This window comes from Marilutibacter maris, from assembly GCF_003233695.1.
GTDB lineage: Bacteria > Pseudomonadota > Gammaproteobacteria > Xanthomonadales > Xanthomonadaceae > Marilutibacter > Marilutibacter maris.
Window position 1 is genome coordinate 1,975,408 of record NZ_CP029843.1, and the last position, 16,537, is coordinate 1,991,944.

Genomic DNA, 16,537 nt, shown 5'->3' on the forward strand with positions numbered 1-16,537 from the left:
GGATGTTCATGTGGGCGGCGGGACGCAAGCGGATGGTGCTCTGGACAGAATGACAGGGACGCCCCATCCAACTGTACGAAAAGGCGAGCCTCGCGCACTTACGGGCAAGAGCACTACCAATGCTTCGGCAAAGTGATCGCCGGAGACCATGCGGGCGGTTGCTCACGTCCTAAAAGGTTCTGCGACGGTCCGGCCGTTGTCCTACTCCGTTTTGGCAGACCTCGTGGTCTCGTCGTCCCGAATGTTGACAGCGGAGCTTGCAGTTAAGCGGAAGGAAAATTCAGGATAGTTCTCATCCACAGTGGAGAGAATCTGGTTGACGAGATAGAAGCCATCTGGCACGCAGCTTTCCATAGGGCGTTGCGAGGGCATAGGACCTCGGTGCACCCGGTGCAGTGGGTTCAGGCACGTTGCGAAGACGGCGTCGCGGGCAGCAGCCCACTGCCCATGCACGAAAGCCGAGGTCCACCCGTAGTAGCGGTCGTAGTCCTCCTTGGCGTCGCATTTCTCAGACATCCTACGCAGGTCCGAGCCGCTCCAGCTGCCCAGATCTATGTTGACGAATTCTTCGAAGAAGTCTTCATTTGCTAGTGCCTCCAGCGTTTGCGCACTCACTAGACTGGGCCGGTCGCCTCCCGTCTCCTCGTACTTCAAGAGCGCCAGTTTCGCTTGACCGGAACCGTAGGTACGGAAGCGCCCCCATATTTGAGGGTCGGCGCTCCGGGTCATAAAAGCCAAATTGATGCGTATCTCCGTTAGCGTCCTGATTAGCAACCGGCCCGAAATGATGCGCGAGTTGACCCCCATGCATATCTCGCGTAGACAGGACAATGCATAGAAGGCAAGCGCAAACGTGATGTCATGCCGAGCATCCAGCCCCGAAGTCACCAACGATTCTGACCAGTGATTGATCAGATTGCGTCGGGCATCATCGATATCTTTGGCTACCGCATCGCGATCGGGCTGAGGATCTTTGGGCTGAGTTGGCTCAAGCGGTAAACACTGAGTACGTTCCAAGCAACTGTCCCAGAAATCCTTGCACCACGCGGACGATGGCATTACGTCGCCATTCGGTGCCCCTCGAAAGATCATCTCCATTGCCCGAATGCGTGGCCTAACACTACGCATGTCGCCGTAGTCGGGATACCTGCGCAGGCTCTCTACCATTTCGTCGTCGGCATCGCGGCGGAAATGAATCTTCCCGAGCAATGCCTTAAAAAGGACATTCATCCAGCGGATGTCAGTTGAGGGCTGTGACTGGTGGTCTAGGGTGCTGGCCACCGCGATGCCGAGTGCTTGCCACGCGTTGTTCTCGTCTGCCTCTGTAATCGGTGGCAGTGATTCCTTCCAACGGTCCAAACCTGGCAGATCTGGGAACAACAGCAATGGTGATAGCGTCTGCCGCGGAATCCCCGTCTCGTCCAAGGCGCCTAAGATGCAGCCGGTGACATCGACGGGAAGGTGAGCTAACGCGCTGAGAGTGATGTCCCAATTGAGCTCAGGGCCTGTGGCTTGCGCACCGAACTTTCGACAGGAAGCGCAGAACCGACGAAACACCGCTAATCCGTCAGCACGATCACACGCGCCAAGTATCAAAGCAGCCCATAGGACTTCCGGGAGGCGATCGTTCAGCCACGAGACACCCGTCGTATTCTGTATCTGCATCATTGGTGCTATTAGCTGCTTTCCCACATGCTTGTGTGAGGCCAAGCTGGAACGCGCCCTCGATCCACGAGCCATTTTTTTCTTGCGCTTCTTCATGCAATCACTCATTTGCTCGAAGGGATTCGATAAGCTCCATGCCAACGCCTGGCAGGTTCCGCCCACCAACGATCTATTCATCATATCCCTGGGGGAGATGAGAAATAGAAAGCTTAGCCGAAGCAAGCAGTGATGGACGTTTCTCTGGGCTGCAAGAGTATTTCAGGCGGGTGGGTCGCGGGTGCGCTGCGAAGCGCACGTAGCATAAGCAGGAGATTAGTTGGATTTATCGGGGGTAGGGCTAGGCGCGTTAGTCGACTGATCGGGCATCCGTGATGCTCGAGGTCTCCTAGGCCAGAGTGCGCACTATGCCAGACGCCGTGTGCGAGAGCTGGCCCCATGCACCGGAATTGGACGAAGTGCTGCTGGCCAACTGGACCTACCTTTTGGGCTTCTGGGTCAGCACGCTGCCAGCCAGAGAACGGGGGCTTGTGCTGGTGCGTCCGTCATTGAGCGCCTTGCCTGCGGTTCGCGCTGTGGCAGATGAGGATTGTTTAGCGGTGCGGACCTGGGCGAGCGCGCTACCGGCCAGTGACTTGGCCGGATCGCGCAGTACCGACGAAGCGGTGCGGGTGACTTTGGGGCCGGACTGTTCACGTTTGGACATCGTGATCGCTCCTAAATCGTGGGAGGGAAGTCACCACGGGCTTCCACGCAAGCGGACGCGGTATTGGGCTATACATCGATGCCAGAGCCTAATGAAATGCTCAAATCGCGCTCTCCAACAATCAGCATGACGCCGGGAATACCATCTGAGGCTAAAGCCGTGGCCAGATGCGCGAGGAGTTCGACGTCCAAGCTACTGGGAGTGGCACCGACACCGCGCGGGTGAGAGTGCCATTCGCCGACGTAATCGACCATCCTCGCCGTCCGGGCCAAACAATCCTGCCGGGCTTGCGTGACGCCTTCTCGTCCTCGCGTGAAGCCTTCGGGGCTTGAGGCGCTATCCAACGGCGCGCTTAATGCATCCACCAAGTGGATCGTGCGCAACTTGTGGTCCGTCACGCCCAGCAAAATGCCCCCGGTTTCGTTGGGAAGCGAGCGCGCACGCAGAGCGCGCAGGTGCTCATCGAGTCCGTCGTCCCAATAGATCTTCCAGTTTCCGCATGCCAGCTGCCGCATGTCACGGACGGGCACGTCCTGAAATGACACGGCGCCATTCTCGCCATCAGCGCTCCAAACTCCGATCGAGGCCGTAGTACCGTCTGCCAACTGCCGTAGCCGACGCGATAGCAACGCGGCATGAAGCAGGACACTTTCCGCTGACATCACCAAAGAATGGTCACGACACCCTGCGCCCGTGCGTCGTACCGCAGATTCAGTGGTTAGATGACCGGCGCCCCAGGAGGATCGCAATACGGCCCGGTAGTACTGAGCCTCTAGCGAGGCTGCTCGCACACGCCTTGCTGCATCTTCGAGCAACAGTATTGATGCCTGCCCGGACGGAGTGAGAAAAACCGACGCCGTGCGCGGAACTTCGCGCTCGGACCAATCCCGGGGTACCGACAGCGTCGTGGTCGCATCAACCAGCAGACTGGCGCGAGCGATTGCGGTCGCCAGGGCTGCCTCATCGCCAGCGTTGGCTTTTACTGGAAGATCGTTCGAGTCGGAGCATGATTCGCCCAGCGTAGCCGCCGTCAGCTCCCGGACCACGTCGACCTTCGGTCGCCCCACATCGCCTTGGCGGGCAAGGTGACGGATGGGGTTGTGAGGTTCGATCAGATCGGGGTCCACATAGTCCCAGCAGCCCCAACCCGAACGGGCCCAGAGATCAGCCAAGGTGCTGCCCAGCGCGCCTACGCCAGCCAATAGTCCCCGAAACTCGCCAGCGCCTTCGCTGATACCTGACCAGTGGCGCGCGCTTGCGCGCGTGGTGCTCTCACGCAAGTCCACCGGCATCAGGCCGATCTTCGACCAAACTCCATCGCTGACAGCCGTAGCTTGCGGTGTGTTTAGTTGATGGAAAGGAAACGCAGGGCCATTCGGCTGGGTTTGCTGCAACACACCCAGTGCCAAGCCCAAACCGGCGAGGTCCGCGTCCAACAAAAAGCCCAGTACATCGATGCGTTCACGGACGTTTTCGCGTAGCCGCGGAACGCGCAGCAACAACATGACTTTCTTGCGTGTCTCTCCCTTGGAAGAGGTCGCGCCGTCGCGTGCCTTCGCGCAAATAATTTCCGTCAACGCTGGAAACAATGAGGTGCCGACTCGCTCCAACAGGCCTTGCAACTGCCCCAACGTGGTTGGCGGCGCCTGGATGGGCGGATGGGCGACTCCATCGAATGCGATACTCAACACTTGGAAGGGCAGGGCCGAGGAAACTGCTGGATCGCGGTCATCTACCGTGCCGATCAGCACGATACGCTGCGGACTCCCGGGTGCTCGGTGCAGTCGCAACTCATGTTTGGGGCTATCAATCTCAGCAGCGAAGTTGGCGGGTAATACGAGCTGGATTCCGGAGCCATAAAACACCTGCTCGAGCGCTTGATCCTGCGCGTGGAGCGTGCCGTCTGCTATTTTTTCCAACCAACGCAGAATTTGCGCCAACAGCTTGGGGGCCGTCCAGCTACGCTCGACCGTGTCCCAATCCTGCTCGTACAGGCACAGGGATTTGGGTGTACCTGACTCAACTCCATTCTGATGCAGTGTGTCGGGAAAGTCTCGACGCAGCGCACGGACCTGGAATGGAATCCCGTTCTCGTTCTGGTAGTAGAGAGCGAGTCGTTCCCGCCGATGGATGCCCGCCTCGTTGCGAGGCGCCACCGTACCATCGCCCGCTTCGACCACGATCAGGTCGAAGCTCGTATCGCCAGAGACGCGCCGCAACTCCCGCACTTCGATATCGGGGTGAGCCTGGCACGCACTCAGCAATGTCCGCAGCCGCTCATCCTGCAGCAGTGCCGGGTCGATTCCCGGCAGCGGCTCCCCCAACTCGAAGTACTCCATGTCTTAGCCCGCGCGAGGTGCTGCAGCGGCAGCAACCGAAGCCACGGCCGAAGATCGTGCGGCCTTCTTTCGCGCCCCCGCCGCAGTAATCTCGATCTCCAGCGGCTCCGGCGCCCAACTCTTCGGGTGTTCGCCGGTGCAGAGAAACATACCGGAGGCGCTTGAGAGAATCTCCTGGTACTCGCGCTTGGCACGGATGCAGGGCGGATCCGCGTCATCGTCCTTAATCGGCTTGGAACTCGCCACCACAAAAGCGCCAAACCGGGCCTGGCCAAGGGCCGCCCGCGCGTCGGGCGCCACCTTGGCTTTTTCGCCCAATTGCGACCAGCTGTCGTATGACAGGGAATGCCAGGAGCAGTGGTGCGGGGCCTGCAGCACGTCGTAGGCGAGTACATCCGGGGTGTGTTTGTGACGTGCCCACACATGCTCCCAAATCGCCACTTCCGCGTCGCCCCCGGTCAAGAACCGGCAACTATCCGGACGCAGTGCCGAGGATGCCAGTTGCATGTTGAGGATGGTGCTGGAGTGATTCTTGCTCAACAGCTCCACGTCATCGTCGTCTTGACAGGGCAGGGGCGCCAGCAAATGAGCCTGGAAGTAGGCATTCGCATTTCCGTTGATGCGATTGAAGTATTCCCCCGCGCGCACGAGGATCGCCCCGAGATCGTCGGTTTTACCGTTCTCGTCCTCGCCCAGGATCAAGATGCGTTCGCCGTCCGCATTACCGATGCCATCCCGGAAGCGTTGGACCCGGCGCTTGGCTTCGCGGTTGAACGCTTTGGCATCCGAACACAGCGTGTGGTGCTTGGAGGCGCGACGAAACACCAGTGGGGATGACCAGATCTCCCGAATCACGATCTTCTTCTCAGTGTCGGGCTTCTTATCGTCGGGGTAGTCCGACAGCGGCCCCAGGTGGAAGTGGGTCTCCAAGCCGCTGCAGTGATCCTTGTCGGGATGGCTCAGCAGGAAGGCGTCCACGTAAGGTCGCCCCTGTGCATCGCGCGGCAGCCGCTCGCGCAGGTCGCCGGCGACGTCACGGGTCGCATCATCCGGATCGTCGGCCGCCGTGCGGATGTTCACATCGACGAGCACAGCGGTCGCGTTGCTATCGGCCAGGCGAACGAGGGTCATGTCGCCGCAGCCAACGGGGAAGAAAGTGATCGAAGCGCTCATTCAGCGAGTACCTTTTTTTGGATGCAGCGGGCTTTGTGGCCGCGGTCCGGGCTATAATACATCCACTCACTGGATGCGTCTAGTGAGTGGATGCGAAATTCAAGTTAGAAGGGAATATTGATGAAAAACAATGAGATAGCGACATCACCCCCCGGCAAGCGTGGGCGATGGGGGCAGGAGCGCCGTCTAGAGTTCATTGATTCCAGGCTCTACTGGGAAGGGCGGCTCAACCGGGGCGCCTTGACCGACTTCTTCGGCATTTCGGTGCAGCAAGCCTCGCTGGACCTCGCCGAGTACATGCGAGTGGCGCCAAACAACACCATCTATGACCTGTCCCAGAAGACGTATCTGGCGACCGAGCAGTTCCAGCCGGTCTTCACCGATCCGAGCAGTGCCCGCTATCTGGCCGAACTCTATGCACTGACCACGGGCGTGCTAGCGGCGGATATCAGCTTTCTCGGCTGGACCCCCAGCGCCGACATCGTGCGCCACCCGACGCGGTTGGTTCCGCACACGGTGCTCCGCCAAACCTTGGCAGCCATTCGGGAGCGGCGCAGCCTCAAGATCACCTACCAAGCAATGGGGCGAGCGGAACCCACGGACCGGGTAATCAGCCCGCATGCATTGGGCTACGACGGCTACCGCTGGCATGTGCGTGGCTACTGCCATTTGCGACGCGGCTACCGCGACTTCGTCTTCGCGCGGATCCTCGCGTTGTCCGTCGGAGAACTATCGGATGTAGATGCTCATGCGGATGTCGAGTGGCATCGCATCCTGGACGTCGTTATTGCGCCCAATCCAGCGTTGACCGCCGCACAGCAACGCGTCATCGAACTGGATTATGAAATGACTGAGGGGCAGTTGATTGTAAAGACGCGTCAAGCTTTGGGCTTTTACCTGCTGAAGCGCTTGGGACTGACGCAGCCACCCGCACCGGCACGAGCCCACGAGCAGCAGATCGTGTTAGTCAATCGCGATGCGCTGATTCCGTATTTGCCGCAGCTTGCATCTGGCAGCGGCGAATGATGTCACCGCGCGAACCCGTCCCTTACCCGTGAACCGCTGCGGTTCGCATCCTCGTTAACAGGCCGGCCATGGATAGCAAAATACCGTTTACCTCGTATGACTTCTGGGCCTACTTGTCAGCGGGATTCTTGCTGCTTTTCGTAGGGGACTACGTAATCGGCACGCACGTGTTTAGCCGCACGTCGTGGACGCTGGTACAGGGAGTTGTGGCAGTGTCCGCTGCCTATGCGGTGGGGCAGTTGGTTGCCAGCGCTTCGGCGTGGATGTTTGAACGAGGCCTTGTCGGGCTATGGCTGGGTTACCCACGCAATGTACTGTTCGGAAACGCCCGTGCGAGTCGTTGGCTGCGTCGGGCGCTACCGGGGTATTTCCACGCATTACCCGACGAAACCCGACGGGCTGCGCTAGCGCGCGCCCGAGCCGCGGGCATCGATGATGCCGGGGAGGCACTGTTCTGGGCGGCGTATGGGCATGCTCGGTCATCACCGGTGGTGATGGGACGGCTGGACAACTTCCTGAACTTGTACGGCTTCTGCCGCAACACCGCGCTGGTGGCGTTCTTGGATGCGGGGTTACTGGTAGCTCACTACCAGTGGGGCGGGGGCAGTAGCAAAGACGTCTACTTCGCCGGCGTGGCAATTGTCGCTGGCGCGGGCCTGTTGCTGCGCTACCTAAAGTTCTTCCGCCACTTTGCGGTAGAGCTGTTTACCGCTTACGCAGTGGCGGATGGCTCTGCTCCAAGATGACTTTTCCCTCTCTCGCCGACACTACAGTCATCAACGCTTCAAACGACCGAGGATGATGCATGCGCTTTGTTGATGCGGGGCCTGACATTCCGTACGACCTGATCGTGGCTCAAGAACGCGGCGAGACTATCTTCGTTTGCGGTGCGGGTGTGTCACGCACCGCCGGTCTCCCGCTTTTTCATGGACTGGTGGAGGACGTTTATCGCCGGCTGGGGGAAAACTGGACCCACCATCCCGCCGAACGGGCGGGCATGGCTCCGGACGGCAAGCTGTACGGTCAGTATGACCGTGTGCTTCGATGCCTGGAACGACGGCTGTCTGCCTCAGATGCGCCGCGCAACCGAAACATGAAGGAACGCATTCGCGCGGCAGTGCGTGAGGCTCTCGCGCCACCGCAGGAGGCGGAGCTATCCAATCATCTGGCTCTACTGGAACTGTCGCGGGACGCTGAAGGACAAATGCGTCTGCTCACCACCAACTTCGACACGCTATTTGAACGGGCTTGGCAGGCCGCCAATCACAACAACATTCCCAGCCACGCGGGCGTGGCGCTTCCCCAGCCCAAGACTGTTGCGTTCAGCGGAGTACTGCACCTTCACGGCCGACTTGCCGACGCTTCGGTCCAGGTGACGGAAACCGATTGGGTGCTGACCAGCGCCGAGTTCGGTGACGCCTATCTACGCTCGGGGTGGGCCTCGCGCTATGTGTATGATCTGGTGCGAGGGCACACGGTGGTTCTGGTCGGCTATCAAGCCGAGGACCCACCCATGCGCTACTTGCTGGAGGCGTTGGAAGCGGATCGCGAACGTTACCCAGACCTGAAGAAGGTCTACGCCTTTGGGCACTACGAAGCAGGTGAGCGTGAACTAATCGAGGCGCTATGGCGAGCCAAAGGCGTCGAACCCATCCTCTATCAAGTCGAGCATCACGACCACTCTGCACTTTACAACACGTTGCAGGAATGGCGACGTTACGCCGATGACCCCACCGCCTGGCGACGCGAACAGTTGAGGGGAATGCTGGATACCCCGCCGACCACGGACGAGCAGATCCAACGTTGTCTCGCCTTGTTGAACCGGGGAGACGCCCAGCAGCTCCTGGGCGAGTTGTCGCCAGTGGCTGCTTGGCTGCCCATTGTCGTGGAAGCCGGGCTGCACAATGCCCAATTGCCCGACGTCTGGATTGCAAGCCGAATCAACGACTCCGAAATGATCCGAGCATGCGCCGGGTTAGGGCCGCTCGACGAACCCACCCGTTGGCGGATCGAGCGGGCTCTGGACCAAGAAGACGTCGCTTTGACGCCCGCCCAAGAGCGAGCGTGGCGACTCTTGCTGGCCCTGCGGGCGCAATCGGACGGTGGGGCCGTGAGTAGTGATTGGTACGACTGGGCGCCATTGATTCGTCGTGGCCAAACGCATTTGCAAGCGCGGCAGATCGTGGCCCGCATCGTGCAACCTCGCCTGAAGATCAGCAAGGTCTTTCGTTGGCACGACGAAGACACCACTGATGGCGATGGCGATGAGACGCTGCACGACCTGCTTCGATTTGAACTAGAACCGGCCGATCATCCCGGGGCGACCGAAATCTTGGAGGTCTGGCCCGACACGGCAGAGCAGGGCAGTGCGTTGTTCCGCACGCTCGATCGAGCCATCTTCGAGGCTTTGGAGCAGGCTTCGGACTTGGGGCTGCTCGATGCATGGGACACGGCAAGCCACGATGTCCCGTCTATTGCCCCCCATCCCCAAAACTCGGATCGTTCTGGATTCCAGCCTATCACCCGCGTTTTAGCGGAGCTTTGGCAGCGTATCGCCGGCCACGATCCGGCGCTGGCTCGCGCATTGATTGCACACTGGTCTGATGCTCCCTATCTGTTGCTTCGACGTCTCTATCTCTTCGCACTCGCCAACGAGGCTTACGCTTCTGGCGAGGTCGCCACGGCGATATTGGCTCTCGATGATGAGACCTTTTGGGACAGCGAGGCCCAAGTCGAAGTCATGCGCCTTTTGGTAGGCCGTTGGCCGCAATGGACCCAGGCAGAACGTGAGGCACTGGAGGAACGTCTTTGTCGAGGTGTTCCTGCGCAGTTGTATGTCGACGGCATTGCAGCCGACGCCGACCATTGGTCCTCGATCGTTGACAACTCCATCTTCCGGCGATTGAAGCGGATCGAGGCGGCAGGCGGCCTGCTGACAGACGCCACGCGTACCGTGCTCGGTCAAATCGCCGAGCGGCACCCCAAGTGGCAGCCGCAAGCGGGCGACCGGGATGATTTCGGCTCGTGGCATGAAATGCGTGTGGGGCCGGACGGCCATCCCGAGCTGTTGGCGGGAATCGCAGACGACCACCTGGTCCGGGAAGCATTCCGGCTTCAGCAGGAGCGGCAATACGACGAGGGCGATCTTTGGCGTGTGTTCTGTTCCGCCGATCCTGAGCGTGCCTTGCGCGGCCTCAAGCATGAAAGCGAGGGAGGTCAATGGGCACCGGAAGCTTGGCGATGCCTCCTGTGGGCAGCGAGCGAACAGGGAGATTTGGAGTTCCAGCGCGACCTGGCCGACCAAGTCCTCCAGATGCCGCCGGAGTCGTTGGTTGAGCTTCTGTCGGCGGCCAGTTCGTGGATCCAGCGGCAGCGAGAGGCGCTAGCGCAATGGGATACAGACAATGGCGCGCGTTTTTTCGCAGTGTGGGATCGCCTTTCCCACCTTGCCTATGACGCACCGGATGCTGAGCCGGTCGAGCATGGCTTTGGCGATGATCTGATTTCCGAGGCACTGAACCGATCCGGCGGCATGCTGGCGGCTTCCTTGCTCGATGCGTTGGCCGCCACCCAGCCCGAGGCCGGCAACGAATTGAATGCTGAGTTCGCCCCGCGGTTCGAGTGTCTGATCGCCGCCGGTAACCATGCTGGCTTACTAGCGCGCGTTTACATCATGCGAGCCTTAGCCTACTTGGATGCGGTAGCGCCCGAATGGACCTCGCGCCACCTGCTGCCGCGGCTGGACTGGGCCCATCAAGAAGCATTGCCCCTGTGGCGCGCCTTCGCCCACGGCAAGATCGGCTCGGCGCGGCTGTTCAATGCTCTTCGCCCCGCCATGCTGGATGCATTCGAGCGCAAGGGCCTGCCCGAGAAGGAACTCGAGGGAGTCTTCTCAAAGCTTCTGAGTGTGGCGATTTGGCACCGCAAGGGGCAGGGCGGGGACTACATCGTCTCGCCGGCCCAGCTCAAGCATGCTCTGACCATAGCGCCAAGCGAAGTTCGGCGGAACGTAGCCTGGAACCTATGGCGGATGATGGCTGACGAAACGATTGTCGATAAGGCCGCCCACTGGCGAGGAATGGTGGGCCCGCTGTTCTCCGACCTGTGGCCCTTGGACGTGCAGGCTCGCGGCAAGACCTCTTCTGAAAGGCTCGTGTTGATGGCCTTGGAGTGTGGAGCTGCATTTCCTGAAGCCGTGTCCGCAATTATGGACGTCCTGGTGCCCTATCAGCTCTACCAGATCGCCCATGCCTTGCGGCTTGAACGTCACCATCAGGATTTACTCCACGCGCATCCGCGTGCGTTCATTCGACTAGTCAATGCCCTGATCGACCCGACGAAGTTCCCAGTACCAAATGATCTGCCTGCCGTCCTGCAGGAATGCGTTGCGAGTGACGCAGGGGTCGTCGATGACCCCGCCTACATCCGGCTCAACGGCCTGCGGCGGCTACTTAATGCCTGAATAAAGACCTGCAAGAGAGGACAATGATGATGGGCGAAGCAGCACGACGAAAGGCTGAGATTGAAGCGCTAAAGACCAGGAACGTCCTCTGGCTGGCGTCGTTGTCACCTGTAGAACAGTTCATCGCCAATGCCGCACAACGGGCCTACGACGGCATTGTCTTAGGTTTGGGCATGACTGAAGGCTGTTATCACTTGGCTTTTTTCTTGCACGAATACTTGCGCCTCCAGCACGGTATCGAGCTGGACGTAATTGTCGGATGGGTCAATGATGGCCAGTGGGACGGTGCAACCTCCCATGCTTGGCTCGAATACGAAGGGAAGAAGATCGATATCTCCTTGCACAGGACGTCGCACCCCGATGCCCAACCAGCCGGCGACTTGGTCGTCCTGGACCATGTGATCAGGAAAGGGGCAGTGACGTATCAGTATTGGGTCGTTCTTCCTGAGCGAGCACGCCGTGCGCTGGAGCAGATGGAAGAAGACAGCCCGGAGTTGTCGGCTCTCATCCGGAAGAAGGCTGACGAACATCAGCGAATGGTGGAGTTCTCAAAGTCGCCCAACGGCGCAGCTGAGTATCTAAGTCAAGCGCCATCCGAAGGTTCCTACGCAGCGCTATTGCGACGGATGTAGACCGAGTTTCGATCGAAACTGTCCCGATTCGCTTAGTTCGATGCGCGACAGCGCAGCTGCCTGTGACGTGGCACTTCAGGCAGAATCGTCCAACAAACGAGCTGCGGGATTGTCGGCCGCCCCTCCGGTCTGGAAATACCCAACCACGCTCGAAACTGACCGGTGCTCCGTTAGTTGCATGATCGCGGGTAGCGCCACGCCTTGGCGGCTGGCCTCCGTCACGAACCCCGAGCGCAGGCTGTGCCCGCCAAAATCCCCCTCCAGCCCGGCCAGACGCGCCCGCCGCTGCACGATCTCCCCGACGGCGGCCGGGGACAGGGCAGGGCCCACGCGCTGCTTCCACAGGCGCCGGAAGATGGCGCCTTCGGTGATGCCGGCCGCCTCCAGCCAGTCCTGCAGCGCCAGCGCGGCCCGATCGAGCACCGGCTTGTCTGGGGTTGAGCTCGCCGTGACGCCGGCCTGCTGGGTCTTGCTGTGCTCCAGCCGGTAGACGTAGCCCGCGTCGCCGATGCGGCGCAGGTCGCGCAGGTCGGCCGCGGCGATTTCGCTGCGGCGGCGCCCGCCACTGGCAAAGCCGAAGCAGAGCAGGGCGCGGTCGCGCAGGCCTTCCAGGCTGTCGTCGCAGGTGGCCAGCATGGCCTCCAACTCAGCCAGGGTGATCGCGGTCTTCTTGCGCGGCCGCTCGCCACGTTTGACCGCCGCCCGGGCGGCGCGGCTGAGCACGGTGCGGATCGCCGGCTGCTCGCACGGGTTCGACACTTGCTTGAGCCGATGGGCGGTCGACAGCACGGCGACCCGGTGCCGGACCGTGGCCAAGGTCCACGGCCCGGGCTTGGCCTTCAGGCCCGCGGCCACCAGCGTGTGGTCGATCGCCGGCGGCAGTTCCCAGGTCAGCTTGCCATCGGTTGAGCGCCGGACGACATGGTCGACCACGAACTGCAGCACGACCGCCTCGGGCACCGGCAATGTGAGCTCGAGACCGAAACGCGCCGCGTGCCAGCCGGCCCAATAGCGCAGGGCGGTGGCGTAGCTGCGGGTGGTGTTGGCGGCCGCGGCCTCGGCGAGCAGTTCGCGGACCGCATCGGCCGCCTGCTGGGCCAATTGGACGGGCAGCACCACGCCGGCGGCGGGTTGGGCAAGGGTCGGAATCGTGGAATTATCATTCATAGTATGTAATATTTACTACGAATTGAGGCTTATAGCCATGATAATCATCACTTATCGCCAGTAGGCGATCAACGGGGCAGGGCACCTAGTAGGAGGCACATCCGTGGCGCGAGGCATCACTGAGCAAGACGTCCATAGCGCGGCCGATGAACTGGTGGCCGTGGGTGAACGCCCGACCATTGAGCGCATCCGCGCGCACCTGGGCACCGGCTCGCCGAATACGATCACCCGTTGGCTGGACACCTGGTGGCAGCGGCTCGGCGATCGCCTGCAGGCGCAGCAGCACCGCGCGGCGATTCCTGACGCACCGGAGGCGGTTGCCGCCATGGCGGGGGAGTGGTGGGCCCTGGCGCTCGAGCACGCCCGTGCGGCGGCCCATGAGAGCATCGCCTCTGACCGCGTCGCGCTGCAAACGGACCGGGACGCACTCCAGAAGGAACGGGAGGAGTTCGCCGCCGAGGCTGCAGCGCTGCATGAGCAGATGGAGGCCGCCGTCCAGGCAGAGCGTTTGGCCTCGATCCAGGCTGCCGAACTGCAGCGGCTGGCCAGCCAGCTTGAGGCACAAGTCGAGGAAATGGCCCGGCAGCGCGATGCCGCACTCGCGCGGGCTTCAGAGTCCGATGCGGCGCGTCAGGCGATCGATGTTCGTGTTCAGGAACTACAGGATGCCGCCAGGTCCGAGCGGGCGAGTCTGGCCCAGCATGTGCAGGCCGTCGAAGATCGTGCCCATGCGGAGATCGATCGTGCCCGGCAGGAGGCCAAAGAGCTGCAAAGCCGCCTGGCCGCCATCACGAAGGAACACGCAACAACCACTAAAGTCCTTGAGGAAATCGCCGAACAGGCAAAGTCGAAAGCCGCCGATGCTGTTCGAGATGCTGACGCTCAACGTGCACGAGCGGACGCACTTGAGGCCCAGTTGGCCAAACTGCAGGATCTGCCTGCCGCCCTGGAAGCGGTATGGCGCAGAAGCGAAGTTCACAAACCCGCCAGAAAGGCTTCGACCAAGAAGGCAAGATCGGCACACCTATCCACGAAGCGATGACCCGCTGAGCGTGGGGCAACTTCTCGTAGCGTTTAAGAAGCTACAGGGCAAGTTGTTGGTTGGCGCCACCGGCCAACGCCCAACTGGTTTCCGTAGAACTTCGGGCATGTTGTCGGCGGGTTGTTCGTTCGTCGCGGCGTTTTCTTGGTGGGGATGCGAAATGCGGGCGATTGTCAGTCGAAGAACGGGCGTTTGTTGGTCGCCGCCGGGGCATTTCCCTGTAGGCAAACAGCATTTCCCTGTAGGCAAACAGCGAGGGCGGGTAGGAAATTTCCGAGGCAGAGCGACCGCAGCCACCTTCGGTCACTTCGCATAATGCATATTATGTCCATTCCACAAGGGCCCGAAGCCACGAGTACCCAGCCGCAAGTACCCGGCACGAATCCGTCCGGCTCTTGCGTTTGGGCGCGCCTGCCCGGCCTGGTGCTGACCACCGATCGGCCAGATGCTTCGTCTGCTGGCACGGATTCCAGGGCCTGGGATGGATTGATCCGGATCAATACGCCTGTTCCGCCGATGTGATGGACTGCAAGCGTCCGCCGTTGTGAGGAAGCCGCCATGAGTCGAGTGAACGGAAAGGTCTGCATCGTCACCGGGGCTGCCATGGGCATTGGCCGGGCCTGTGTCAGGCGTCTTGCCGAGCAAGGAGCAACGGTGGCGCTGTTCGACGTGCAGGACGATGCCGGAGACGAATTGCTCGGCGAGCTGCTGGCATGGGGTGCCGAAGCGAACTACTGGCATGTCGACGTCGCCGTCGAGGACCAGGTCAGGACCGCCATCGACGAGGTCGCCTCGCGCTTTGGCGGGCTTCACGTCCTGGTCAACAATGCCGGCATCGCCGGCGTCAATCGCCCCACCCACGAGATCAGCGAGCAGGAATGGGATCGCGTGCAGGCGGTCAACGTCAAGGGTGTGTTCCTGTGCACCAAGCATGCGATCGCTCACCTCAAGCGCAGTGGCGGCGGCAGCATCATCAATCTGTCGTCGATATACGGGATCGTCGGTGCGGCCGATGTGCCGCCGTATCACGCGTCAAAGGGTGCGGTCAGGTTGATGAGCAAGACCGATGCCCTGCTCTATGCCGGCGACGGGATCCGGGTGAACTCGGTGCATCCGGGCTACATCTGGACGCCGATGGTCGAGCATCATCTGCGCGACAGCGGTGCGACCGATCTCGATGCCGCCCGCATCGAGCTGGGCCAGTTGCATCCGCTCGGCCATGTCGGTGAACCCGATGACATCGCCTGGGGGGTGGTCTATCTGGCCTCGGACGAATCGAAGTTCGTGACCGGTACCGAGCTGGTCATCGACGGCGGCTATACCGCGCGCTAGTTCGGCACCGGGCCGGCGTTCGCGAGCACCGGCTGCATCCGGGCCGGGTCCGGCGTCCGCCCGCAGTTGGCTACGGACGAAGGCCGGGACGGAGGCCCGTACGTGGCCGTTCAGTGCGAGAACAGCACCGGCAGCTGGGCCAACTGGAGCAGTTCCCGGGTGGTGCCGCCGATCATCCATTCGCGCAGGCGCGAATGGCCGTAGCCGCCGGCAACCAGCAGTTGTGCGCCGGACTGTTCGCAATGATGAAGCAAGGCGTTCGAGACCGTGTCGTCCTGCTGCGGCTGGACCACCACGTTGACCTTGATCCCGTGCCGGGCAAGATGGGCGGCGACATCCTCACCGGACTGCGGGCCATGGTCTCTGCGCGCATCCGGTCCCGCCGGCTCGATCTCGAGTACGTCCACCGACTCGGCGGCCTTGAGGAATGGCATGGCGTCGTGCAGGGCGCGGCTCGCTTCGCGGGTCGGCAGCCAGGCGACGACAACGTGCTTGATCGGCATGCGCAGCCGATGGTTCGGAGGAACGACCATCACCGGGCGGCCGGATTCGAGCAGGATGGCGTTGAACAGCGCATGCACGACCGCCCCTTCCGCCCTGCTGCCGTTGTCGGCCGTCATCATCACCAGGTCGGCATGGCGCGCCTGCAAGGCGCATTCGCGTTGGATGTCGAACGATGTCGTCTCGATCATGCGCACCTCGGACGGAACCGACTCGCCTTCCAGGCGCTCGCGCAGTCGCGCCGCCTCGGCATCGGCCATCGCCTGGATCTCGGCATGGATCAGCTGTATCGACGCGGCGTCCGGGGCGACGCCCCAGTCGCCGACCGCGGGGATCATCATGCGCACGGTGCCCACCACGGTCAGGTGCGCCTGTACGTGGTCCGCCATCGTCAATGCGTTGTCCAGAGCGTTGTTGTCCTCGGGCAGACCGGTAAGAGCGAGCATTAGATCTTTGATCATGTCGGCTACTCCGGTATCAGTGGTTGTCCCTGTA

General features: G+C 61.5%; 12 protein-coding genes. 6 read left to right on the plus strand and 6 right to left on the minus strand.

The annotated features are described in order from the left end of the window. Nucleotides 1-201: 201 nt before the first annotated feature. The 4 genes from C9I47_RS17540 to C9I47_RS08685 form a co-directional block, all read right to left on the minus strand. The gene (locus C9I47_RS17540) at nucleotides 202-1,761 is read right to left on the minus strand and encodes a DUF5677 domain-containing protein (RefSeq protein ID WP_145985465.1); all 1,560 of its coding nucleotides are present in this window, start codon (nucleotides 1,759-1,761) and stop codon (nucleotides 202-204) included. A gap of 379 nt (nucleotides 1,762-2,140) precedes the next feature. Continuing rightward, complete coding sequence (locus tag C9I47_RS08675) at nucleotides 2,141-2,368, minus strand: hypothetical protein (RefSeq protein WP_111266389.1); 228 nt, start codon at nucleotides 2,366-2,368, stop codon at nucleotides 2,141-2,143. Nucleotides 2,369-2,436: 68 nt separating this feature from the next. After that, the gene (locus tag C9I47_RS08680) at nucleotides 2,437-4,707 is read right to left on the minus strand and encodes a Mov34/MPN/PAD-1 family protein (protein ID WP_111266390.1); all 2,271 of its coding nucleotides are present in this window, start codon (nucleotides 4,705-4,707) and stop codon (nucleotides 2,437-2,439) included. Nucleotides 4,708-4,710: 3 nt separating this feature from the next. After that, nucleotides 4,711-5,880 (minus strand): ComEC/Rec2 family competence protein, encoded by a 1,170-nt coding sequence (locus C9I47_RS08685; RefSeq protein ID WP_111266391.1) that lies wholly within the window; start codon nucleotides 5,878-5,880, stop codon nucleotides 4,711-4,713. A 120-nt stretch (nucleotides 5,881-6,000) separates the two neighbouring features. Between C9I47_RS08685 and C9I47_RS08690 the strand changes: the two genes are divergently transcribed. The 4 genes from C9I47_RS08690 to C9I47_RS08705 all read left to right on the plus strand — a co-directional run bounded on the left by C9I47_RS08690 (nucleotide 6,001) and on the right by C9I47_RS08705 (nucleotide 12,000). After that, nucleotides 6,001-6,906 (plus strand): helix-turn-helix transcriptional regulator, encoded by a 906-nt coding sequence (locus C9I47_RS08690; protein WP_111266392.1) that lies wholly within the window; start codon nucleotides 6,001-6,003, stop codon nucleotides 6,904-6,906. 68 nt (nucleotides 6,907-6,974) lie between these two features. Further along, a complete protein-coding gene (locus C9I47_RS17545) occupies nucleotides 6,975-7,652 on the plus strand; it encodes a hypothetical protein (protein ID WP_145985466.1) in 678 nt (225 codons plus the stop codon). 59 nt (nucleotides 7,653-7,711) lie between these two features. Then, a complete protein-coding gene (locus C9I47_RS08700) occupies nucleotides 7,712-11,368 on the plus strand; it encodes an SIR2 family protein (protein ID WP_111266394.1) in 3,657 nt (1,218 codons plus the stop codon). A 23-nt stretch (nucleotides 11,369-11,391) separates the two neighbouring features. Then, nucleotides 11,392-12,000 carry a hypothetical protein gene (locus C9I47_RS08705; protein ID WP_111266395.1) on the plus strand — a complete coding sequence of 203 codons (609 nt, stop codon included), beginning with the start codon at nucleotides 11,392-11,394 and terminating at the stop codon, nucleotides 11,998-12,000. A gap of 75 nt (nucleotides 12,001-12,075) precedes the next feature. Here the strand turns inward: C9I47_RS08705 and C9I47_RS08710 are convergent, their stop codons facing one another. Further along, nucleotides 12,076-13,167, minus strand: coding sequence for a site-specific integrase (locus tag C9I47_RS08710; RefSeq protein ID WP_111266396.1), 1,092 nt, complete (start codon nucleotides 13,165-13,167; stop codon nucleotides 12,076-12,078). 103 nt (nucleotides 13,168-13,270) lie between these two features. Between C9I47_RS08710 and C9I47_RS08715 the strand changes: the two genes are divergently transcribed. Together C9I47_RS08715 and C9I47_RS08720 are read left to right on the plus strand one after the other, a co-directional pair. Further along, on the plus strand, nucleotides 13,271-14,209 hold the full coding sequence (locus C9I47_RS08715) for a DNA-binding protein (RefSeq protein ID WP_111266397.1): 939 nt from the start codon (nucleotides 13,271-13,273) through the stop codon (nucleotides 14,207-14,209). Between the two features lie 558 nt (nucleotides 14,210-14,767). Beyond that, nucleotides 14,768-15,541 (plus strand): SDR family NAD(P)-dependent oxidoreductase, encoded by a 774-nt coding sequence (locus C9I47_RS08720; RefSeq protein WP_111266398.1) that lies wholly within the window; start codon nucleotides 14,768-14,770, stop codon nucleotides 15,539-15,541. Between the two features lie 110 nt (nucleotides 15,542-15,651). Here C9I47_RS08720 and C9I47_RS08725 read toward each other — a convergent pair whose 3' ends face one another. Continuing rightward, nucleotides 15,652-16,503 (minus strand): universal stress protein, encoded by an 852-nt coding sequence (locus C9I47_RS08725; protein WP_111266399.1) that lies wholly within the window; start codon nucleotides 16,501-16,503, stop codon nucleotides 15,652-15,654. Nucleotides 16,504-16,537 lie beyond the last annotated feature (34 nt).